At 65.2% G+C, this 20,133-nt stretch carries 21 protein-coding genes and 1 riboswitch; of the genes, 14 read left to right on the forward strand and 7 right to left on the reverse strand.

What is annotated here, in order from left to right; genetic code table 11:
• Positions 1–7 precede the first annotated feature (7 nt).
• A riboswitch (cobalamin riboswitch) is annotated at positions 8–205 on the forward strand.
• 109 nt (positions 206–314) lie between these two features.
• From CCOS191_RS15505 to CCOS191_RS15515, 3 genes are read left to right on the forward strand one after another with little or no spacing between them, the layout of a single operon-like run.
• Positions 315–1,328 carry an ABC transporter substrate-binding protein gene (locus CCOS191_RS15505; RefSeq protein ID WP_046855985.1) on the forward strand — a complete coding sequence of 338 codons (1,014 nt, stop codon included), beginning with the start codon at positions 315–317 and terminating at the stop codon, positions 1,326–1,328.
• Positions 1,325–2,341 (forward strand): FecCD family ABC transporter permease, encoded by a 1,017-nt coding sequence (locus CCOS191_RS15510; RefSeq protein WP_046855986.1) that lies wholly within the window; start codon positions 1,325–1,327, stop codon positions 2,339–2,341. The genes CCOS191_RS15505 and CCOS191_RS15510 overlap by 4 nt, the downstream gene beginning before the upstream one ends.
• Complete coding sequence (locus CCOS191_RS15515) at positions 2,338–3,123, forward strand: ABC transporter ATP-binding protein (protein ID WP_046855987.1); 786 nt, start codon at positions 2,338–2,340, stop codon at positions 3,121–3,123. Before CCOS191_RS15510 ends, CCOS191_RS15515 begins: the two co-directional genes overlap by 4 nt.
• Before the next feature lie 111 nt (positions 3,124–3,234).
• Here the strand turns inward: CCOS191_RS15515 and CCOS191_RS15520 are convergent, their stop codons facing one another.
• The 3 genes from CCOS191_RS15520 to CCOS191_RS15530 all read right to left on the reverse strand — a co-directional run bounded on the left by CCOS191_RS15520 (position 3,235) and on the right by CCOS191_RS15530 (position 4,545).
• Entirely contained in the window at positions 3,235–3,555 is a 321-nt protein-coding gene (locus CCOS191_RS15520; protein WP_046855988.1) for a hypothetical protein, read from the reverse strand.
• Between the two features lie 136 nt (positions 3,556–3,691).
• Entirely contained in the window at positions 3,692–4,126 is a 435-nt protein-coding gene (locus tag CCOS191_RS15525) for a bleomycin resistance protein (RefSeq protein ID WP_046855989.1), read from the reverse strand.
• Between the two features lie 47 nt (positions 4,127–4,173).
• Complete coding sequence (locus CCOS191_RS15530) at positions 4,174–4,545, reverse strand: GFA family protein (RefSeq protein WP_046855990.1); 372 nt, start codon at positions 4,543–4,545, stop codon at positions 4,174–4,176.
• Positions 4,546–4,711: 166 nt separating this feature from the next.
• Between CCOS191_RS15530 and CCOS191_RS27985 the strand changes: the two genes are divergently transcribed.
• From CCOS191_RS27985 to CCOS191_RS15550, 5 genes are all read left to right on the forward strand, one after another.
• Positions 4,712–4,867 (forward strand): hypothetical protein, encoded by a 156-nt coding sequence (locus CCOS191_RS27985; RefSeq protein ID WP_156177603.1) that lies wholly within the window; start codon positions 4,712–4,714, stop codon positions 4,865–4,867.
• Between the two features lie 56 nt (positions 4,868–4,923).
• Positions 4,924–5,403, forward strand: coding sequence for a hypothetical protein (locus tag CCOS191_RS15535; RefSeq protein WP_046855991.1), 480 nt, complete (start codon positions 4,924–4,926; stop codon positions 5,401–5,403).
• 167 nt (positions 5,404–5,570) lie between these two features.
• Positions 5,571–7,145 (forward strand): GGDEF domain-containing protein, encoded by a 1,575-nt coding sequence (locus CCOS191_RS15540; RefSeq protein WP_046855992.1) that lies wholly within the window; start codon positions 5,571–5,573, stop codon positions 7,143–7,145.
• Between the two features lie 176 nt (positions 7,146–7,321).
• The gene (locus CCOS191_RS15545) at positions 7,322–7,768 is read left to right on the forward strand and encodes a hypothetical protein (protein ID WP_052752620.1); all 447 of its coding nucleotides are present in this window, start codon (positions 7,322–7,324) and stop codon (positions 7,766–7,768) included.
• 149 nt (positions 7,769–7,917) lie between these two features.
• The gene (locus CCOS191_RS15550; protein ID WP_046855993.1) at positions 7,918–9,252 is read left to right on the forward strand and encodes an MFS transporter; all 1,335 of its coding nucleotides are present in this window, start codon (positions 7,918–7,920) and stop codon (positions 9,250–9,252) included.
• Positions 9,253–9,321: 69 nt separating this feature from the next.
• Here CCOS191_RS15550 and katG read toward each other — a convergent pair whose 3' ends face one another.
• The gene (gene katG, locus CCOS191_RS15555; RefSeq protein WP_046855994.1) at positions 9,322–11,556 is read right to left on the reverse strand and encodes a catalase/peroxidase HPI; all 2,235 of its coding nucleotides are present in this window, start codon (positions 11,554–11,556) and stop codon (positions 9,322–9,324) included.
• Between the two features lie 480 nt (positions 11,557–12,036).
• On the opposite strand from katG, the gene CCOS191_RS15560 reads away from it, so the two are divergent.
• Positions 12,037–13,134 carry a carboxynorspermidine decarboxylase gene (locus tag CCOS191_RS15560; RefSeq protein ID WP_046855995.1) on the forward strand — a complete coding sequence of 366 codons (1,098 nt, stop codon included), beginning with the start codon at positions 12,037–12,039 and terminating at the stop codon, positions 13,132–13,134.
• A gap of 30 nt (positions 13,135–13,164) precedes the next feature.
• A complete protein-coding gene (locus CCOS191_RS15565; RefSeq protein ID WP_038705903.1) occupies positions 13,165–14,409 on the forward strand; it encodes a saccharopine dehydrogenase family protein in 1,245 nt (414 codons plus the stop codon).
• Between the two features lie 63 nt (positions 14,410–14,472).
• Here CCOS191_RS15565 and CCOS191_RS15570 read toward each other — a convergent pair whose 3' ends face one another.
• Positions 14,473–15,519, reverse strand: a complete 1,047-nt coding sequence (locus CCOS191_RS15570; RefSeq protein ID WP_046855996.1) for a class I SAM-dependent methyltransferase — start codon at positions 15,517–15,519, stop codon at positions 14,473–14,475.
• A 196-nt stretch (positions 15,520–15,715) separates the two neighbouring features.
• On the opposite strand from CCOS191_RS15570, the gene CCOS191_RS15575 reads away from it, so the two are divergent.
• Together CCOS191_RS15575 and CCOS191_RS15580 are read left to right on the forward strand one after the other, a co-directional pair.
• Positions 15,716–16,204, forward strand: coding sequence for a signal peptidase II (locus CCOS191_RS15575; RefSeq protein WP_046855997.1), 489 nt, complete (start codon positions 15,716–15,718; stop codon positions 16,202–16,204).
• A 171-nt stretch (positions 16,205–16,375) separates the two neighbouring features.
• Positions 16,376–16,642 (forward strand): hypothetical protein, encoded by a 267-nt coding sequence (locus tag CCOS191_RS15580; RefSeq protein WP_231867438.1) that lies wholly within the window; start codon positions 16,376–16,378, stop codon positions 16,640–16,642.
• 46 nt (positions 16,643–16,688) lie between these two features.
• On the opposite strand, the gene CCOS191_RS15585 is transcribed toward CCOS191_RS15580, so the two are convergent.
• Positions 16,689–17,543 carry a type 1 glutamine amidotransferase domain-containing protein gene (locus tag CCOS191_RS15585; protein WP_046855999.1) on the reverse strand — a complete coding sequence of 285 codons (855 nt, stop codon included), beginning with the start codon at positions 17,541–17,543 and terminating at the stop codon, positions 16,689–16,691.
• A 13-nt stretch (positions 17,544–17,556) separates the two neighbouring features.
• On the reverse strand, positions 17,557–17,862 hold the full coding sequence (locus tag CCOS191_RS15590) for a putative quinol monooxygenase (protein ID WP_046856000.1): 306 nt from the start codon (positions 17,860–17,862) through the stop codon (positions 17,557–17,559).
• Between the two features lie 87 nt (positions 17,863–17,949).
• Between CCOS191_RS15590 and CCOS191_RS15595 the strand changes: the two genes are divergently transcribed.
• Both CCOS191_RS15595 and CCOS191_RS15600 read left to right on the forward strand, forming a co-directional pair.
• Entirely contained in the window at positions 17,950–18,876 is a 927-nt protein-coding gene (locus CCOS191_RS15595; protein ID WP_046856001.1) for a LysR family transcriptional regulator, read from the forward strand.
• Between the two features lie 126 nt (positions 18,877–19,002).
• Positions 19,003–20,055 carry a YncE family protein gene (locus CCOS191_RS15600; protein ID WP_082120435.1) on the forward strand — a complete coding sequence of 351 codons (1,053 nt, stop codon included), beginning with the start codon at positions 19,003–19,005 and terminating at the stop codon, positions 20,053–20,055.
• The last annotated feature ends 78 nt before the right edge of the window (positions 20,056–20,133 follow it).

The following is a 20,133-nucleotide window of genomic DNA, read 5'->3' on the forward strand; positions in this document are numbered from 1 at the left end:
CCGATGGTCTACCATGCCGCCCGCCGGTTTCCACACGGAATCAAAAGGGAATCCCGGGCTCGCCACTGGCGATCCAAAGGGAACTGCCCCCGCAACTGTAGGTGCCGAGCCTGCGCCATCGATGCCACTGGGTCTGCCGACCCGGGAAGGCTGGCGCCGGCCTGGACGCACCAGTCAGGAGACCTGCCGGCACGCATTCACCAACCGGCGGGGTGTCCGGGATGGTCATCCGCCCTGGCCGCTTGCTTGCGCAGGCTGCCGGGCGATGCCTGTCCGTGGGCCATTCCGTGCACCACTCAGGAGATCGCCCCACCATGCCGCACCGCCTCGCCGCCCTCCTCGCCGGCCTGTCCCTGTCGGGCCTGGCCCATGCCAGCGCCACCCAGTACCCGCTGACCGTCGACAACTGCGGCATGCCGCAGACCTTCACCCAGGCCCCGCAACGGGCGGTGACCGTCGGCCAGGCCGGCACCGAGCTGCTCTATGCCCTGGGCCTGGGTGAGCGGCTGGCGGGCACCTCGCTGTGGTTCAACAACGTGCTGCCGGAATTCAAGGCGCAGAACGACAAGGTCCCGCGCCTGGCCGACAACGAACCGAGCTTCGAGGCGGTGGTCGGCAAACGTCCGCAACTGGTGACGGCGCAGTTCGAATGGATGATCGGCGCCCAGGGCGCGGTCGGCACCCGCGAGCAGTTCCAGGAGCTGGGCATCCCCACCTACCTGCTGCCCTCGGACTGCGAGGGCAAGGACAACCTGGTGGGCGCCGACGGTACCCGCCTGCAGCCGTTCAAGGTGCAGAGCATCTACAAGAGCGTCAGCCAGCTGGCCGAGATCTTCGACGTGCAGGAGCGTGGCGCGCGCCTGAATGCCGAGCTCCAGGGCCAGCTGGAACAGGCCAGGCAGCGCCTGGCCGGCCAGGACCTGGCGCACACCAGCGCGCTGTTCTGGTTCTCCAGCGCCGACCTCAAGACCGACCCCTATGTCGCCGGCCGCCAGGGCGTGGCCGACTACATGCTGCAGACCCTTGGCGTGCGCAACGTGGTCGAGTCCAGCGAAGAATGGCCTACCGTGGGCTGGGAAACCCTGGTCAAAGCCAACCCCACCTGGCTGATCGTCGCGCGCATGGACCGCCGTCGCTACCCGGCCGACGACTACCAGAAAAAACTCGACTTCCTGCGCAGCGACCCGGTCACGCGCAATATGGACGCGGTCAAGCACGGCCGGATCATCGTCCTCGATGCCGACGCCATGCAGGCTGGCATCCGCCTGTTCCGCGGCCTGGATGTGCTGTCCAGCGCCTTCGCCAGCGGTAAAGCACCCCAGCCATGAGCCGCCTGCTGCCCATCAGCCTTTTTGCTTTGCTCGCCCTGTGCCTGGCCATGCTTGCCGGGATTGCCATCGGCGAGACCCGTGTCGGCGCCGAGGCGATCTGGCAGGTGCTGGCCAACCAGCTGTGGCAGGCCGGCCATGCCGTCGACCCGATCGACGCCGGCATCGTCTGGAACTACCGCCTGCCGCGCACCCTGGTCGCCGCCGCCTGCGGCGCGGGGCTGGCGACCTGCGGGGTGATCCTCCAGGCGCTGCTGCGCAACCCGTTGGCCGAGCCGTACCTGCTGGGCCTGTCTGCCGGCGCCTCGACCGGCGCCGTGGCGGTGGGGCTGTTCGGCCTGGGCGGCGCGGTGCTGTCGCTGTCGGCCGGCGCCTTCATCGGCGCGCTGGCCGCGTTCGCCCTGGTGCTGCTGCTATCGCGCGCCAGTGGCAGCCGCCATGACAACGCCCAGGTGATCCTCGCCGGCATCGCCGGATCGCAGCTGTTCAACGCCCTCACCGCCTTCCTCATCACCAAGTCGGCCACCGCCGAGCAGGCCCGCGGCATCCTGTTCTGGCTGCTGGGCAACCTCAGCGGCGTGCGCTGGCCGTCGGTGTGGCTGGCGGTGCCGGTCGCCCTGTTCGGTCTCGCGATATGCCTGTGGCAGCGCCGGGCACTGGACGCATTCACCTTCGGCGCCGACTCGGCGGCCTCGCTGGGCGTACCGGTGCGCCGTACACAACTGCTGCTGATCAGTTGCGCGGCGCTGGTCACCGCAGTGATGGTGTCCATCGTCGGCGCCATCGGCTTCGTCGGCCTGGTCATCCCCCATGCCCTGCGCCTGCTGCTCGGCCCCGGGCACAGCCGCCTGCTGCCGGCCAGCGCCCTGGGCGGTGCGCTGTTCCTGATCATCGCCGACATCCTCTCGCGCACCCTGATCACCGGCCAGGTGATCCCGGTGGGCGTGGTCACGGCCTTGATCGGCGCACCGGTGTTCGCGCTGATCCTGATCAGCCGTCGGGGGCGCCCATGAGCGTGATGACCACCATCGCCGACGCGCCGCTCACCTGCCAAGGGCTCGGCCTGCGCCTGGGCGGACGCGACGTGCTGCACGGGGTCGACCTGAGCGTGATGCCCGGCGAAACCCTCGGCGTGGTCGGCCCCAACGGCTCGGGCAAGTCCACCCTGCTCAAGCTGCTCGCCGGCCTGCGCACGCCCAGCAGTGGCAGCGTGCGCCTGCTCGGCGAAGCGCTGGAGCGTATGCCGCGCCGGCATATCGCCCAGCGCCTGGCCCTGGTCGAGCAACAGGCCGACACCCTGGACGCCATCAGTGTCTACGACGCCGTCGCCCTGGGCCGCACGCCCTGGCTCTCGGCCCTGGCACCGTTCGCAAAGGAAGACCGCGCCATCGTCGAACAGGCGCTGGCCGACGCCGACGCCAGCCACCTGCGCCGACGGCTATGGGGCGAACTGTCCGGCGGCGAACGCCAGCGCGTGCACATCGCCCGGGCCCTGGCGCAACGGCCGCAGGTGCTGTTGCTGGACGAGCCGACCAACCATCTCGATATCCAGCACCAGCTCGGCTTGCTACGCCAGGTACAGGCGCTGCCGGTGACGACGCTGGTGGCGCTGCATGATCTCAACCAGGCACTGACTTGCGATCGGCTGGCCGTGCTCGATCAAGGGCGGTTGGTTGCGCTAGGCAAGCCGGAGGCGGTGTTGACGCCGGAGCGGCTGCTGGGAACGTTTGGGGTGCGGGGGCACTACCTGGTCGACCCGTATGATGGGGCACGGGTGTTGCGGTTTCGTGCCTGAGTCGGCATGGAAAGCGCCGCTGACGCGGCGCATCGCCGGCAAGCCGGCTCCCACGCCGAACGCGCCAGCCTGAAGCCATGCGCCGTCCTGTGGGAGTCGACTTGGCGGCGATCAGGCCGGCTGGTTTACCTGCGGCAGCTTCCAGTCCTTCATCTCCTGCGGCGTCAAGCTGGCCAGCACCTGCATGAAGGTTTCGGTCAGCTCGCTGCTGACATTACCGTGGGCGCGGTAGTTGCTCAGCAGATAGCGCTTTACCGTATTCGGCCAGTTGTTCGCCAGATGGGCGGCTTTGATGATGCCCTTGGCGTCCTGATAGTTGGCGGCGGGCTTGACCTGGGTCAGCCGGTGCTCGAAGTGGCCGAAGCTCCAGTCGTCCTCGCGAGCCTCGAATTCGTCCAGCAGTTTCACCTTGTACAACGCAAGCTCGGGCATGCGTGATCTCCTTGTGATGGGGTGGAAGGAGACGGTAGGCGAATACGCCGGGAATGGAAATGAACACGGTGTTGAGCATGGCGGGTGTCCGTTGGGACGGCCTGTCAGACGCCGGCTGCAGGGGCCGGTGCAAGGGCTACCGCGCTGATAACGCAACCGGGCGCTCGCCCAGTTTCTGTGCCAGCCGCAACAGGTAGCCATCCGGGTCCTGGACCAGGAACTGGCGCAACCCCACTTCGACAGCATCTGCGCGATACCAGACCTCCTCGCACGCCTGGAACAATGGCCAGCGATGGCGCTCCAGCCGTTCGAGCAGCGGCGCGACCGCAGCGACATCGATCTGCAGGTTGATTCCCCGCCCGAAGGGCTTTTCCAGCGGCCCGGTGAGCCAGTGATCATCGGCATCGAGCTGCTCGAGCATCACCTGCGCGCCGTGCAGGTCGAGGTAGGCGAAACGCTGCTCCGGCCGTTGGTAGGCAATCTCGAAGCCCAGCAGCGATACCCAGAAATCCAGGCTGCTGTCGAGGTCGCTGACGATCAGTTCGGGCACCATTCTGTTGCGCTGTAGCATGCGGGTCGTCCTTGAGGGGTATGTGCAAGCGGACGACATGATAACGCTTACCCCAACTTCCACCAGCGTGGCCGGCAAGCACGAAACGAATGCGATGTCGGCCGCAGCGCCTGGGCGCCTTTGGCATCAAAGCAGCCCAGCAGCAAGGCGACCGTGGGGGCGTCATCCACCGCGCCAAGGGAACTGCCGCAGGTAGCGCAGAACGCGCGGCTGGAAGCGTCGGAGGAACGGTACAGCGCCGGAGCCCCGCCCTCCCCGGCCCAGGCGACCGCCGCCTTGTCGAATTCGACCCAGCACAGGGTCAGGCTGCCGGAGTGGCGCTGGCACTGCCCGCACGAGCAGGTATGCGGAAAGCGCGGCTCGCCCGTTGCGCTGAAACGGATGCGGCCGCACAGGCAGCCGCCTTTGTAGGTAGTCATCGGATCGCCTTCCTTGGGGGCCAGGATTGCCGCACAATAGCCAACTTCGCGCGCATGAACCGCCGTAAAAGTGTTACGCCGTATGGCATCCTGGCCTGCGCGCCCGCGCCACTGCTAAAGTGCGCGCCGCGGCCCTCCCGGCCCCAGCAATGATGGAAACCTGCCGATGGAAAGAATGATCCAGTTCGTGGCGGTGGTGGTGGTCTGCACCAGCATCGGCATCGCCTGCGAGCACTACGAAGTGAACCGCTACCTGAAATGGCTGCTAATGGCCCTGCCGGCTATTGTCTGGGTACGCCTGCGCAATCCGTTGCAACGCTGAATTTGCGCATGGGTTTGCAGTAAACTCGCAAGCCTTACCGTGCCCAAGGCTGCCCCATGTCCCGCCTGACCCGATTGCTGTTGCCCGTGCTCCTGCTCGGCGCCCTCGCCGCCTGCGACCAGAAGCCCAGCCGCGAGGAACAGATCCTCGCCAACCTGCCCTTGCAGGAAGCCTACGACCACAACATCGAGCGCATGGCCGGGCTGCTGGCCATGACCCACGCGCAGGTGCCCCAGGACAAGATCAAGGAAGTGCTGCGCAAGCACCTCACCGTCGAGGATCAGCGCCAGGACCTGTTCAAGCTGTACAGCGAGGAGCACTTCGACGACGCCGAGTTCGCCAGCATCGTCCAGGCCACCCGCGACCCGGCCAAGGCCAAGGAGCTTGGCCAGAGCGACGAGGGCAAGCGCTTGAGCGAGAAGCTCACCCGGCTGATGCGCGAGAGCGCCAGCGATCCCCAGGTCCAGGCCCTGGCGCAGGCGCGCATGCAGCAGGTCGAGGATGACCTGCAAGCACTGGAACAGGACGCGCCCTGACCCTGGATAGCACAGGAATCAATCACGGCAAAGTCCGTGATTGTTGTGAGAAACCGGAGCGCCCTCCGTCATCCAACCCTGCAATTGTCTGCCTGCATGGTTCACCTCGCGCCTAGCGCGTAAGGTGAGGTACCTGCTGCATCCCATGAGGCCTAGGATTGCAATACATGCCCCCCCACGCTCGGCGCCCCGACCTGCGCACACTCATACTCGTGCTCTGCGCCATCACCGCGCTGGTGATGCTGCTGGCCAGTTACTTCGCCAGCTACCGGGTGCAACGCCAACTGCTGATCGACAGCGCCCTGGAAGCCAACAGGGCCTACGCCGCCAAGCTGGCCGCGGTGACCGAGACCACCCTGGCCAATGCCCTGCAGCAACTGGCCTACAGCGCCAGCCAATGTGCCCGGCACGCCGATGACGATAGCCTGGTACAGGCTGAGATCGACCGCCTGCAACAGCAAAGCAATCTGTTCAACTCCACCTTGCGGGTCAACGCCCAAGGTGTGGTACGTACGCTTGCGCCAGCGCCGCTGCAACACCTGGCCGGTATCCAGGCCAGCTCGGCCGCGTCCCGGGAAGCCTTGCGCGAGCGCCGCACGCTGGTGTCCACGCCCTTCCTGTCGGCGGCCGGCAACCTGCTGGTGATCATGTCGCAGCCGATCTTCGACGCCGACGGGCGCTACCAGGGCTATATCGGCGGCAGCCTGTACCTGCGTGAACGGAACTTGCTCAACAGCCTGCTGGGCACGCACTTCTACCAGAACGGCGCCTACCTCTACGTGATCGATCGCAACCGTCGACTGCTGTTCCACCCCGACAGCCAGCGGGTCGGCACCCTGGTGGGCGACAACCCCTTGGTCGACGACCTGCCTGGCCTGGACCAAGGCACCCGGCGACTGATCAACAGCCAGGGCGTGGAGATGCTTGCCGGTTTCGCCACGGTGCCCAGCACCGGCTGGGCCATCGTTTCCCAGCAACCACTGCAACAGACCGTGGCGCCGCTGCGCCACCTGATCCTCAATGTCATCGCCATTTCCGCGCCACTGGCCCTGCTCGGCTGCCTGCTGCTGTGCTGGCTGACGCAAGTCATCGCCCACCCGCTCAGGCAACTGGCCACGGTCGCCCGGGGCCCGGGCGAGCAGCAGACCACCGAGCGCATCCACCAGGTCCGCGCCTGGTACGCCGAGGCCGCAGAGCTCAAGCGCGCCCTGCTGTTCGGCCTGAACCTGTTGCAGGAGCGCATCGGCCGGCTCAACCATGACGCCCAGACCGACCCACTCACCGGACTGTTGAACCGTCGCGGGCTGCAGCAGGCACTGCGCTTGCTGCAGGCCGAGAAACGCGGCTTCGCCGTGGTGGTGCTGGACATCGACCATTTCAAGCGGGTCAACGACAACCACGGCCATGACATCGGCGACCTGGTCCTGCAGCGGTTGGCGGGCCTGATGCGTGGCACCTGCCGTCAGGGCGACCTGCTGTGCCGCACCGGCGGCGAGGAGTTCCTGATGCTCCTGCCGGGCGCAGGGCTGGAAGTGGCGACCGCCATCGCCGGCCACCTGCGCCTGAGCGTGGAACAGACTGCCATCGAGCCTGTCGGTGGGATCACGCTGTCACTGGGCGTGGCCAGCTGGCAGTCCCAGGCAGGTGAAGAACCCGCGGATACCCTGCGCAAGGCTGACCAGGCGCTGTACAGGGCCAAGCAGAAAGGGCGCAACCGCGTGTGTATCGACAGTCCGGCCTGATGTCGAGGCGAAAAACGCCCTCAGTCGACAGACTGGAGTAATATCCCGCGCTTTTGCTCAAGGGGGGTGAGGGGGAAGCCTTCCCCCTGAAGAATGAGGCGCCAGCCACGTTAAGCTACTGCCCCTTTTCAAACCGGTACACGCAGGTACCGGTGTTTGCCTCCAAGGACGTTCCCGTGTCGAAGATCCAGCGTTTCACCCTCCTCCCCCTGGCAGCGCTTGGCCTGCTCACCCTCGTGGCCTGCAGCGCCAACCCCGAGGCCAGGGCAAAGGTCGACGCCGCCGCCCTGGCCGGCTTCACGGCGGCCATGCAGAGCGCGCTCATCAACCGCATCGATGCCGCCAACCAAGGCACTCTGGTCGGCGTGGTCACGCTCAAGCTCACCCTGGACCGGAACAATCGCCCCATCGCCTGCAAGGCCGTGCGCAGTCCGATTGCCCATGAACGGCTGTTGCCATTGGGAGTCACGGCATCTCCCCTGAGCCAATTGAAGCAATTGGTCGAACAGGAATGCTGGAGAACCACCTACCCGCCAGTGCCTGAAGGCCTGTTCGAGAACGACCAGGTGGAAGTGATCGCCCCCCTTGTGCTGATCTCTCGCCTACCGATGCAGCGACCCTGAACCCGACATCCGGTGCTAACAGGCATCCGGATGTCGCCCCCGACAAAGCACCCTCGCCCTGCCGCTTGTCTACTGGCCCGAGAACAACGACGCCGCGCCCCGAGCGCGGCGCATCCGTCCAGGCTGCCAAGACCACCGGAGAGCACCCCATGTCCATCGTCCACGAGGTCCCACCCGCCACCTTGCGGCGGGTGATCGCCGCCTCGGCCATCGGCAACTTCGTCGAATGGTTCGACTTCGCCGTCTACGGTTTCCTCGCCACCCTGATCGCCAGCCAGTTCTTCGCCAGCGAGGACGAAAGCGTCGCCCTGCTCAAGACCTTCGCCGTGTTTGCCGTGGCCTTCGCCCTGCGCCCGCTGGGCGGCATCGTGTTCGGCGCGCTGGGCGACCGTCTCGGGCGTAAGCGCATCCTGTCGCTGACCATCCTGCTGATGGCCGGCTCCACCACGCTGATCGGCCTGCTGCCGACCTATGCCAGCATCGGCGTGCTGGCCCCGGCGCTGCTCACCCTTGCCCGTTGCCTGCAGGGGTTTTCCGCAGGGGGTGAATATGCCGGCGCTTGCGCCTACCTGATGGAGCACGCGCCACGGGGCCGGCGCGCGTTCTACGGCAGCTTCGTGCCGGTTTCGACCTTCTCCGCCTTCGCCTGCGCGGCGGTCATCGCCTATGGCCTGGAGGCGAGCCTCACACCCGAGGCGATGAACGCCTGGGGTTGGCGTATTCCGTTCCTGGTCGCCGCGCCCCTGGGCCTGGTCGGCCTTTACCTGCGCTGGCGCATGGAGGAAACCCCGGCGTTTCGCCAGGCAATCGCCGAAGGCAAGGCCCACAGCCATTCGCCGCTGGGCGATACCCTGCGCCACCATGGCCGCACCATCCGCAACCTTGGCGCGTTCATATCGCTGACGGCGCTGTCGTTCTACATGTTCACCACCTACTTCGCCACCTACCTGCAGACGGTCGGCCACCTGAGCCGCGCCCAGGCGCTACTGGTCTCGACCGTGGCGCTGCTGTTCGCCGCGGCCGGCTGCCCGCTGGCGGGCGCCTTTTCCGATCGTGTCGGGCGCCGCCGGACCATCGGCTTCACTTGCCTCTGGGTAATGGTTGCGGTGTTCCCGGCCTACTGGCTGGCCAGTTCGGGGTCGCTGGCGGGGGCATTGCTGGGAGTGATCCTGCTGGCCATCGGCGCGCTGATGAGTGGTGTGGTCACCGCCGCGCTGCTGTCGGAGTGCTTCCCCACGCGCAGCCGCTACACCGCCTCGGCGATCACCTACAACGTCGCCTACACCCTGTTCGGCGGCACCGCGCCGCTAGTGGCGACCTGGTTGATCGAACAGAGCGGCAGCCGCCTGGCCCCGGCGTTCTACCTGGTGGTGATTGCCTTGCTGGCCTTGATCGGCGGGCTGGCGTTGCCGGAGACCGCGCAGGTTTCGCTGCATGAGGAAAACCCGGGCACCGACCCGTTGCAGGCATCCCAGGGGCTTTAAGACGGGGATAGCCAACATCGCGGGGCATGTCGCATCGAAGCGCCGATGCGACATGCCCCGCGATCGGCGTTATGCCAGGTCGAAACGGTCCAGCTCCATGACTTTCACCCAGGCCGCCACGAAGTCCTTGACGAACTTCTCCTTGGCATCGCTACTGCCATACACCTCGCTCAAGGCACGCAGCTGCGCATGGGAGCCGAACACCAGGTCGACCCGGCTGGCGGTCCATTTCACCTGGCCGGTCTTGCGGTCACGGCCCTCGAACGCTTCGTTGTCCGCCGAAGTCGGTTTCCACTCCACGCCCATGTCCAGCAGGTTGCGGAAGAAGTCATTGCTGAGCACGCCGACCTTGTCGGTGAACACACCCTCCTTGCTGCCGCCATGGTTGGCGCCTAGCACCCGCAGGCCACCGATCAGCACGGCCAGTTCCGGTGCGGTGAGCGTCAGCAGCTGGGCCTTGTCCAGCAGCAATTTCTCGGCCTTGACGCTGTAGCGCGCCTTGCTGAAGTTGCGGAAACCGTCGGCCAGGGGCTCGAGCACGGCGAACGACTCGACATCGGTCTGTTCCTGCGAGGCGTCCACGCGCCCCGGGTGGAACGGCACGCTGATGTTGTGCCCGGCATCCTTGGCGGCTTTTTCCACCGCCGCGCTGCCGGCCAGCACGATCAGGTCGGCCAGGGAGATCTTGTTGCCGCCCTCGCTGCGGATCTTCTCCAGCGCTGTCAGCACCTTGTCCAGCCCCTGGTTCGCCGTCCAACCGTTCTGCGGCGCCAGGCGCAGGCGGCCGCCGTTGGCGCCGCCGCGCTTGTCGGAACCGCGGAAGGTCGAGGCCGAGGCCCAGGCGGCGGAGACCAGTTCACCGACACTCAGCCCCGAAGCCAGCACCTTGGCCTTGAGCGCGGCGATATCGGCGTCGCTGGGTTGAGGCCCGGCCTTGGGCAGCGGGTCCTGCCACAGCAGCTCCTCGTTGGGCATTTCCGGCCCGAGATAGCGCGCCAGCGGGCCCATGTCGCGGTGGATCAGCTTGTACCAGGCACGGGCGAAGGCATCGGCGAGCTGGTCGGGGTTGTCCTTGAAGCGCCGGGCAATGGGCTCGTAGATCGGGTCGAAGCGCAGCGCCAGGTCAGAAGTGAGCATCGACGGCGCGTGCTTCTTGCCGGGATCATGGGCATCCGGCACGCTCCCCGCGCCCTTGCCGTCCTTCGGCCGCCACTGGTGAGCGCCAGCCGGGCTCTTGGTCAGCTCCCACTCGAAGTTGAACAGGTTGTTCAGGTACTCGTTGCTCCACTTCGTCGGGGTGGAGGTCCAGGTCACTTCCAGGCCGCTGGTGATGGTGTCGCCACCCTTGCCGGTACCGAACTTGTTGCTCCAGCCCAGGCCCTGCAGCTCGAGGCCCGCCGCTTCCGGCTCGGCGCCGACGTTGTCGGCGGGGCCGGCACCGTGGGTCTTGCCGAAGGCATGGCCGCCGGCGATCAGCGCCACGGTCTCTTCATCGTTCATGGCCATTCGGCCGAAGGTCTCGCGGATATCCTTGCCGGAGGCGACCGGGTCGGGGTTGCCCTCCGGGCCTTCGGGGTTCACGTAGATCAGCCCCATCTGCACGGCGCCCAGCGGGTTTTCCAGGTTGCGCTCGCCGCCCAGGTCACGCCCCTGCTCTTCCGGGCGCTTGGCCGGTTCGGCGACCAGGTCGCCCTTGCCCGGTGGCTCGGCCTTGCCATAGCGAGTATCACCACCCAGCCAGACCTTCTCCGAGCCCCAGTACACATCCTCGTCGGGCTCCCACACGTCGGCGCGGCCACCGGAGAAGCCGAAGGTCTTGAAGCCCATGGACTCCAGGGCGACGTTGCCGGTAAGCACGATCAGGTCGGCCCAGGAGATCTTGTTGCCGTACTTCTGCTTGATCGGCCACAGCAGGCGCCGGGCCTTGTCCAGGCTGACGTTGTCCGGCCAGCTGTTGAGCGGGGCGAAGCGTTGCTGGCCGGAGCCGGCGCCGCCACGGCCATCGCCGATGCGATAGGTGCCGGCGCTGTGCCAAGCCATGCGGATGAACAGCGGGCCGTAGTGGCCGAAGTCGGCCGGCCACCAGTCCTGGGAATCGGTCATCAAGGCGCGAAGGTCTGCTTTCAATGCCTGGAAGTCGAGGCTCTTGAACGCCTTGGCGTAGTCGAAGTCCGGGCCCATGGGGTCGGACTTGCTGGAGTGCTGGTGGAGGATCTTCAGGTTGAGCTGGTCAGGCCACCAGTCACGGTTGCTGGTGCCGCCACCGGCGGTCTGGTGGAACGGGCATTTCGATTCGTTCGCCATCTGCTTCTACCTTTTGGGTCGGTTCAATTCAGATTTCCGGGCGTTCTTGTAATTGCGCTGCCAGGTGTTGGATCAGGCGTTCGCCAAGCGCGCCTGCCCCTCATCGGTTATGGCCGGGCACACCTGTGCGCCGGCTTTTCACGGAACCAGCAGAAAGACTAGCCGAGCTTGGGCAGAGGTCTAATAGAGGCGATATTGGGGGGTGATAGCCTGGCTCTGTCAGCCTGTGGCGCCGGCAGATCAGGATCGTCACATTGATCTGTTCAACTGGGCTCGCCCCGATGCAAAAGCATATTCGGCCGTCCTTCGCGATAGTGGCCGACCCAGCGCCAGGGACGGCGCAGTCACGGGCTTGATGGCACTTGCATAGCCAAGTGCATGTACAACTCGGACGAAATGCGCCTCGCGCCCTTTCGTACCGCGGCAAGTGAAGGCACAATGCGTGTCCTTTTTTTGGCCGGCCTGGCCGGGGGCCTTTAAATGATCAAGACGCCGTACTACCTCATCGACAAAACCAAGCTGCTGAGCAACATGGAGAAGATCGCCTACGTGCGCGAACACTCCGGTGCCAAGGCACTGCTTGCCCTCAAGTGCTTCGCTACCTGGTCGGTATTCGACCTGATGCAGCAGTACATGGACGGCACCACCTCGTCTTCGCTGTTCGAGCTCAAGCTCGGCCGCCAGAAGTTCGCCGGCGAAACCCATGCCTACAGCGTGGCCTGGGCCGACGACGAAGTCGAAGAGATGCTCGACAACTGCGACAAGATCATCTTCAACTCCATCGGCCAGCTTGAGCGCTTCGCCGAGCAGTCCGAAGGCAAGGTGCGCGGCCTGCGCGTCAACCCGCAGGTGAGTAGCTCCGACTACCTGCTGGCCGACCCGGCGCGCCCGTTCAGCCGCCTCGGCGAGTGGGATCCAGAGAAGATTGAGAAGGTGATCGAGAAGATCTCCGGCTTCATGTTCCACAACAACTGCGAGAACGGCGACTTCGGCCTGTTCGACAAGATGCTCACCCACATCGAGGAGCGTTTCGGCCACCTGCTGCACAAGGTCGAATGGGTCAGCCTCGGCGGCGGCATCCACTTCACCGGCGAAGACTATGCCGTGGACGCCTTCTGCGCGCGCCTGAAGCAGTTCGCCGAAACCTACGGCGTGCAGGTCTACCTGGAGCCGGGCGAAGCGGCCATCACCAACAGCGCCTCGCTGGAAGTGACCGTGCTCGACACCCTGTACAACGGCAAGCACCTGGCCGTGGTCGACAGCTCGATCGAAGCGCACCTGCTCGACCTGCTGATCTACCGCCTCAACGCCAAGATGGCCCCCAACGACGGCGCGCACACCTACATGGTCTGCGGCAAGTCGTGCCTGGCCGGCGACATCTTCGGCGAGTACCAATTCGACAAGCCACTGGCCATCGGTGATCGACTGTCGTTCGTCGACACGGCGGGCTACACCATGGTCAAGAAAAACTGGTTCAACGGTCTGAAAATGCCATCCATCGCGGTCAAGCAACTCGACGGCAGCGTCGAAGTGGTGCGCGAGTTCGGTTTCGAAGACTACGTTTCGAGCCTGTCGTAAGACAGGCTTTCATGAAGGAGAGCAGCTGAATTGAAGAAGAACGTTCTTATCATTGGTGCAGGAGGTGTCGCCAAGGTGGTGGCCCACAAGTGCGCACAGCATAACGACGAACTGGGTCGTATTGCGATTGCGTCACGGAACATCTCCAAATGCCAGGCCATCATCGACAGCGTCAAGGCCAAGGGTAGCCTCAAGGTTCCCGCCGACATCCAGGCCTTCTCGCTCAACGCCCTCGATGTCGAGGCGACCAAGGCACTGATCCGCGAGACCGAATCGCAGATCGTGATCAACGTTGGCTCCGCCTTCCTCAACATGTCGGTGCTGCGCGCCTGCATCGATACCGGTGTCGCTTATCTTGACACCGCCATCCACGAAGAGCCGGGCAAGATCTGCGAGACCCCGCCGTGGTACGGCAACTACGAGTGGAAACACCTCGAAGAGTGCCAACAAAAGAACATTACCGCCATTCTCGGCGTCGGTTTCGACCCGGGTGTGGTGAACAGCTACGCGAAACTCGCGCAGCAGCAGTACTTCGACCAGATCGACTCGATCGACATCCTGGACGTGAATGCCGGTTCCCACGGCAAGTACTTCGCCACCAACTTCGACCCGGAAATCAACTTCCGCGAGTTCACCGGGCAAGTCTGGAGCTGGCAGAACAGCCAGTGGACCAGCAATACCATGTTCGAGGTCAAGCGCACCGACGATCTGCCGGTAGTGGGTTCGCAGAACCTGTACCTGACCGGTCACGACGAAGTGCACTCGATCTCGAAGAACCTGAACGTGCCGAACGTGCGTTTCTGGATGAGCTTCGGCGAGCACTACATCAATGTGTTCACCGTGCTGAAGAACCTCGGCCTGCTCAGCGAGCAACCGGTGAAAACCGCCGAAGGCCTGGAAGTGGTGCCGCTGAAAGTGGTCAAGGCCGTGCTGCCGGATCCAGCCTCGCTGGCCCCGGGCTACACCGGCAAGACCTGCATCGGTGACCTGGTCAAGGGCACCAAGGACGGCCAGCCGCGCGAGGTGTTCATCTACAACGTGGCCGACCACGAAGAAGCCTACGCCGAGACCGACAGCCAGGGTATTTCCTACACCGCAGGCGTGCCTCCGGTAGCCGCCGCGCTGCTGGTTGCCCGTGGCCAGTGGGATGCCGGGCGCATGGTCAACGTCGAGGAGCTACCGGCCGAGCCGTTCCTCAAGGCGCTGGACGTGATGGGCCTGCCGACCCGCGTCAAGGATGAAAAAGGCGATCGTCCGTGGGACGCTGAAGCCTAAGCTGCACGACGAAGGGGCGCCAGATGGCGCCCCTTCTGTTTGTGGGATCTATCTGTGGGATCGCTACTTCCTGGCCTCCAGTATCAAGTTGAATGGCGTCTGCGTCGCCCGCCGGAAGTGCCTGAACCCCGCCTCCTCGAACACCGCCCGCAGCCGAGCCTCGCCGGCCTGCGCACCCAACCCCAGCCCTACTTCCTGCGACAGCGAATTCGGCGTGCAGATGAACGTCGACGCCGCGTAGAACAAGCGCCCGACCGGGTTGATATTGGCATCCAGGGTATCCTCGGCGAACGGCTCCACCAGCATCACCGTGCCATCATCCTTGAGCGCCTGGTAGGCATGTCGTGCCGCGCCCACCGGATCGCCCATGTCGTGTAAACAATCGAAGAAACACACCAGGTCCAGGTCGTGGCCGGGATAGTCCTTGGCCGACGCCTGCTGGAAGGCGACCCGCTCGGCCACGCCTGCGTCACGCGCACGCTCGCTGGCGGTGAGCACCGAAGGCGCATGGTAGTCGTAGCCGATGAAGCGCGAGGCGGGAAACGCCTCGGCCATGACGATGGTAGAGGCGCCATGGCCGCAGCCGACATCGGCCACCTGGGCGCCGGCCCGCAGCTTTTCCACCACTCCATCCAATGCCGGCAGCCAATCAGCCACCAGGAACGTTCGGTAGCCGGGTCGAAAGAACCGCTCGGTGCCACTGAACATGCACGGATGGTGATCGCCCCAGGCCAGGGCGCCATCGCCGCGCATGGCCGCCACCAGCTTGTCCTTGTCATGGAACAGTGCCGCCAGCACCGAGGCGCCGCCGGCCATGTAGGCGGGCGAATCTTCCAGCGCCAACGTCATGGCCTGCTCCTCGGGCAAGGTGAACTGTCCATCGTAATGCACCAGGTAGCCCGCCGCAGCCTGGCCATTGAGCCACTCGCGTACCAGCCGCGGCTGGCAGCCGGTGCGTTCGGCCAGGGCCTCGGGCGTGACTGGCTGACTGTCGGCCATGGCCCGATACAGCCCCAGCTCATCCCCAAGGATGACATTGGCCAGCGTCGCCGCCGCGCCCATGTCGCCCACCAGCTTGCCCATGAACTCGTGAAGCCTTGCCTCGTCCATGACCTGCCCTCCTCTGCCAGAAGGCCACCGTCGGCGACGTCCGGTCCGGGAGGCGGTGGTCGGATGGATGATCGGGTCGCATCTGCAGCCGACCCGGGCTTTAAGTCTAGACCCGCCTGCGCTATCTTCGCCGCGCCGCAAGCTTGCCCGCCGACGGCGGACGACCGCATTCGCGATGCCTAAAGGAACTGTCAGCATGTTTTCCAGCCGTACCCTCGTCCTCACCCTGGGCGTTGCCTTCATCATTCTCGACCAGTGGGTAAAACTGATCGCCCTGGTCGCCCTGAACAATCACAGCTATGTCTATGGCAACCAGAGCGTCTGGCTGGACCTGGCCCTGAGCCTCAACCCCGGAGCGTTCCTCAGCCTCGGCGCCGGGCTGGCTCCGTGGCTCAAGCAACTGGTGTTCGTGGTCGCCGTCGGCGTGGTGTGCGCCTGGGCCATGGTCTGGGCCTGGCGCCACTGGCAATCGGCTCCGGTCAAGGCCAGCGCGGCCTGGTTCATCGCCGTTGGCGGGCTGTCCAACTTGATCGACCGGGTGTTTCGCGACGGCCACGTGGTCGATTACCTGGTCCTCAATATCGGCACCCTGCACACAGGCGTGTTCAACCTGGCCGACATCGCCATCATGGCCGGCGCCACGGTGCTGGTGGTGGACGGCATTACCCGGCCGAGCAAACGCTGATCCCGCCTCGCCAATGGGCCGTGCTGCGCAAGGCGGTCGGCCCTGCGAAACTGGCCTTCGGAGCTTTACTACACAATTGTGGGAAGCCAGCTACTGCCTTTCCACCATCATCGGAGCAGCAGACACGTTAGCCTTTTCGCACCTCAGTTCCAATGCATTCGAGGGTGCGACATGGACGAACGTAGACTGGCCGAACTCGAGTTCAAACAGGCCGCACGCGGGCAAAGGAGGACGCATCGCATGACAGCAAAACCCAGTGATTTTGAAGCAACTGTCGCCTACTTCAAGGCCGTTGCCGACGAGAAACTCGCGCGGCTACGCGCATCGCCCCACTACGACAGCTTTATCAACGAAGCAGCCGTGGAGGCGTTTGCCAAAGTCGAAGGTTCCGCCTACGCGGGCCGCCCCAAGCGAGGCAAAGCCTGCGCACCTGAATGACCGAGGCCCTGCCAGCATCCGCAAGGCCTCAATCAGCTGCACTCGCTCAGTTCTTGCGACTACCGACACTCTCCAACTGCTCAAGCAACGCCTTGGCCAACGCCTTGTCGGAAAACGGATTCTGCCCGGTGATCAACTCGCGATCGACCACTACATGGGGCTGCCAGGCCTGGGCATAACTCATGTCGCCTCCTGCACCGGCCATGGCCTTGGCGGGATAGAACTGCAGGCGCTGCTCCTTGAGTGAGCCCTCGAACACCTGCTCCTCAGGGTCAGAGAAAATGGTCATGCGATAGCCCCGGTACGTCCAGTCGCTGGCCGCCGGGGTTTCGCCACGGGCGAGCGCGGCGCGGTAGGCGGCTGGGTCCTGCTGCGCCGAAAGCAACGTGATCGGGCCGTGGCAAATGGCGGCCGTGGGCTTGCCGGCCTGGTGGAAATGACGCAACAGGGCACCGACGTCGGGGTTGTTGGCCAGGTCGATCAGCGGTGCATGGCCCCCCGGGATGAAGATCCCGGCATAGCGGCCCATATCGCCCGCCAGTACCTCCTTCACTGACAGCGTGTCGTCGATATCCGGCAGGCTGTCGACCACCTGGCGGATACGCTGCATCTCGCGGGCATCGCCGCCGAAGTACATCGGGTCGATCGAGCGCTCATCGACACTCGGCGCATTGCCCTTGGGCGTCACCAGCACCAGCTTGTAGCCGGCCTTGAGCAACTGGTCGGCAGGCACGCCGAATTCGTTGAGGTAGTAACCGGTGGGGTACGGTTTGCCGTCCTTGAGCTGCAGCTGGTTCTCGCTGGACAACAGCACCAGTACCTCACCCTTCGCAGCGGCGGCGGCCTGGCCGGCCAGCAAAGTACCAGCCAGTGCCAGCGCGACGGGAGCAATCATGTTCATGGTGTCTTCCTGATCAGTTGAATGGCGCGATATCCAGCCCGTGGGCAAGCTGGACTTGAGTCGGTGCGGCCAACCAGCCGGCGCTGGCGGCGCGATAGGCCTGGTAATGGGCACTGTTGCGATGGGCTTCGACGGCGGCGGCATCGACATACAACTCGAACAGCTCGAACGCCAGTACCTCGCCCTCGCGGACGAACAGGTCATAGCGCAGGTTGCCGGGCTCGGCGCGGGTCTGCTCCACCATCCGGCGCAAGGCCTGTTCTGTGACCTCACGGTGTGAGGGATGCGGCTGGATAGTGGCGAAGATGGCAATGGTCACGGGCGTCTCCCTCAACAAGTTGGGCCCATCCTAACCATCGCGTTATGATTCGATAATTCGAAAGCACTTATTCCTGTGATTCATTTTATGAATATCAGCAACAAGGACCTCAACCTGCTGCACCTGTTCCAGGTGCTCTATGAAGAGCGCAATGCCTCCCATGCGGCGCAACGGCTGGCCCTCAGCCAGCCCGCCCTGAGCCACAAGCTCAACAAGCTGCGCCAGCAGTTCGGCGACCCCTTGTTCGTGCGTGCGCCGCGTGGCCTCACGCCAACGCCCAGGGCCCATGAACTGGCGCCCCGGATACAGCAGCTGATTGCACAGCTACAGGACTTCTACAGGGATTGCGACGGCGATGATTTCCTCTCCCGCCCGACCCAGGTACACCTTTACAGCACCGACTACCTGGAGCAAACCCTGCTGCCCAGACTGCTGCCGATCCTGCGCACCCAGGCACCGAGCCTGACCCTGATCACCCACAACACCCAGGGCAACCTGCCACGCGAGGCGCTGGAAAAAGGCACCTGCGACCTGGCCATCGCCGGTTTCTACAACGGCTTGCCGGACACCTTCCATCAACAGCGCCTGCTCAGTGAGGACTTCGTGGTACTGGCCGCCGCCGACAACCCACACCTGACCGAGGGCATGAGCCTGGAGGCGTTCCTGGCCTGCGAGCACCTGCTGACCACACTCACCGGCGACCTCGATGGCCGGGTCGATCACGCCCTGCGGGCTATTGGTCGGCAACGTCGGGTGGTGGCCGGCCTGTCCAGCTTCATTGCCCCTACGCGCCTGGTGCGCGGCACCGACCTACTGCTGACCTGCCTGCGCTCGCTGGCCATCGAAGCGGTCGAGCGCGACCCCGACCTGCGCCTGCACACCCTGCCCCTGGCGCTGCCCCGGGTCGAAGTGATGCAGATCTGGCACGCGCGCACCCACGCCGACCCCTTGCGCCGCTGGTTCCGCCAACAGGTGTGGGAGGTGGCGCAGCAGGTCACTGCACCAACTGGTTGATCTCGATGATCGGCATCAGCACCGCCAGCCACCGCCGGCGTGCACAAGTCCACTGAAACTCTCGGGCGGCCCGACGGGTCACAGCCAGTGCATGCAACAAGGATCACACCTTCAAGGAGACTGGACATGCCCTACCCCATGACATTCACCCCCCCCTTCCGCCTGCTGGCCCTGGCCGGTGCCCTGCTGGCCTGCGCCACCTTGGCCAATGCCGACGACGTGCTGCTGGTCGGCAACAAGGCCGACGCCAGCGTGTCGGCCCTGGACACTGGCAGTGGCCAGGAAATGATCCGTCTGCCGGTAGGCACCGGCCCCCACGAGGTGGTGGTCAGTGGCAATGGCCTGCTCGCCGTGGTCGGCAACTACGGCGCGCAAGGCACGGCGAACAACAGCCTGAGCGTGATCGACTGGCCGACCCGGACGGTCGTGCGCACCATCGACCTGGGCGAAGACGCCCGCCCCCATGGCATTCGCTTCCTGCCCGACAGCCAGCGTGTGGTGGTCACCACCGAAGCCAGCGAACGTCTGCTGGTGGTCGACCTGGCCCAAGGTAAGGTGCTCGACCGCATCGACGTCGGTGGCGGCAAACCGCACATGGTCGCGCTGTCACCCGGTGCCGACCGCGCCTACGTCAGCCATGTCGAGAGCGGCACGCTGTCGGTGGTCGACCTGCTGCACAAGAAGAAAATCGCCGAGATCCCCACGGGCGCCGGCAGCGAAGGCGTGGCGGTGACCCCCAGCGGCACCCAGGTATGGGTCAGCAACCGCGACGGCAACGAAGTGGTCATCGTCGATAGCAAGCGCCTGGAAGTCACCGACCGTATCCGCACCGGCCTGTTCCCGATCCGCGTCGCGATGACCCCGGATGGCAAGTATGCACTCGTCACCTGCGCCAAGTCGGCGGAACTGGCGGTGATCGATGTGGTGGCCAAGAAAGAGATCAAGCGCATCGGCCTGGCGCGCGAAGGCGCCGAATACCGCCGTACGATGCTCGGCGAAGAGGCGCTGCCAATTGGCGCGGTGGTCTCGCCGGATGGCAAGCGGGTCTATGTGGCGATCAGCGGCGGCGATGAGGTCGCGGTGATCAGCACCGCCAACTGGACCGAGAAAGCTCGCTGGAAAGCCGGCCCCGAGCCGGACGCCCTGGCGATCGTGGTGCAGCCGAAGGAAGACAGCTGAGCACCGCAAAGGCGCCTCGCGGGAGGCGCCTTTGCACCACTGGCCTTGGCTGAATGGAAGAAACCGGCCAGGATCCGC

Origin of the sequence: Pseudomonas sp. CCOS 191 (genome assembly GCF_001007005.1) — a bacterium.
Lineage (GTDB): Bacteria > Pseudomonadota > Gammaproteobacteria > Pseudomonadales > Pseudomonadaceae > Aquipseudomonas > Aquipseudomonas soli.

Coding starts and splice junctions, on each gene's coding strand:
- CCOS191_RS15530 (WP_046855990.1), bottom strand. CDS start 4,545: ATGACTACCTACAAAGGCGGCTGCCTGTGCGGCCGCATCCGTTTCAGC.
- CCOS191_RS15600 (WP_082120435.1), top strand. CDS start 19,003: ATGCCCTACCCCATGACATTCACCCCCCCCTTCCGCCTGCTGGCCCTG.
- CCOS191_RS15550 (WP_046855993.1), top strand. CDS start 7,918: ATGTCCATCGTCCACGAGGTCCCACCCGCCACCTTGCGGCGGGTGATC.
- CCOS191_RS15575 (WP_046855997.1), top strand. CDS start 15,716: ATGTTTTCCAGCCGTACCCTCGTCCTCACCCTGGGCGTTGCCTTCATC.
- CCOS191_RS15520 (WP_046855988.1), bottom strand. CDS start 3,555: ATGCCCGAGCTTGCGTTGTACAAGGTGAAACTGCTGGACGAATTCGAG.
- CCOS191_RS15595 (WP_046856001.1), top strand. CDS start 17,950: ATGAATATCAGCAACAAGGACCTCAACCTGCTGCACCTGTTCCAGGTG.
- CCOS191_RS15525 (WP_046855989.1), bottom strand. CDS start 4,126: ATGCTACAGCGCAACAGAATGGTGCCCGAACTGATCGTCAGCGACCTC.
- CCOS191_RS15505 (WP_046855985.1), top strand. CDS start 315: ATGCCGCACCGCCTCGCCGCCCTCCTCGCCGGCCTGTCCCTGTCGGGC.
- katG (WP_046855994.1), bottom strand. CDS start 11,556: ATGGCGAACGAATCGAAATGCCCGTTCCACCAGACCGCCGGTGGCGGC.
- CCOS191_RS15540 (WP_046855992.1), top strand. CDS start 5,571: ATGCCCCCCCACGCTCGGCGCCCCGACCTGCGCACACTCATACTCGTG.
- CCOS191_RS27985 (WP_156177603.1), top strand. CDS start 4,712: ATGGAAAGAATGATCCAGTTCGTGGCGGTGGTGGTGGTCTGCACCAGC.
- CCOS191_RS15570 (WP_046855996.1), bottom strand. CDS start 15,519: ATGGACGAGGCAAGGCTTCACGAGTTCATGGGCAAGCTGGTGGGCGAC.
- CCOS191_RS15580 (WP_231867438.1), top strand. CDS start 16,376: ATGGACGAACGTAGACTGGCCGAACTCGAGTTCAAACAGGCCGCACGC.
- CCOS191_RS15535 (WP_046855991.1), top strand. CDS start 4,924: ATGTCCCGCCTGACCCGATTGCTGTTGCCCGTGCTCCTGCTCGGCGCC.
- CCOS191_RS15510 (WP_046855986.1), top strand. CDS start 1,325: ATGAGCCGCCTGCTGCCCATCAGCCTTTTTGCTTTGCTCGCCCTGTGC.
- CCOS191_RS15515 (WP_046855987.1), top strand. CDS start 2,338: ATGAGCGTGATGACCACCATCGCCGACGCGCCGCTCACCTGCCAAGGG.
- CCOS191_RS15585 (WP_046855999.1), bottom strand. CDS start 17,543: ATGAACATGATTGCTCCCGTCGCGCTGGCACTGGCTGGTACTTTGCTG.
- CCOS191_RS15560 (WP_046855995.1), top strand. CDS start 12,037: ATGATCAAGACGCCGTACTACCTCATCGACAAAACCAAGCTGCTGAGC.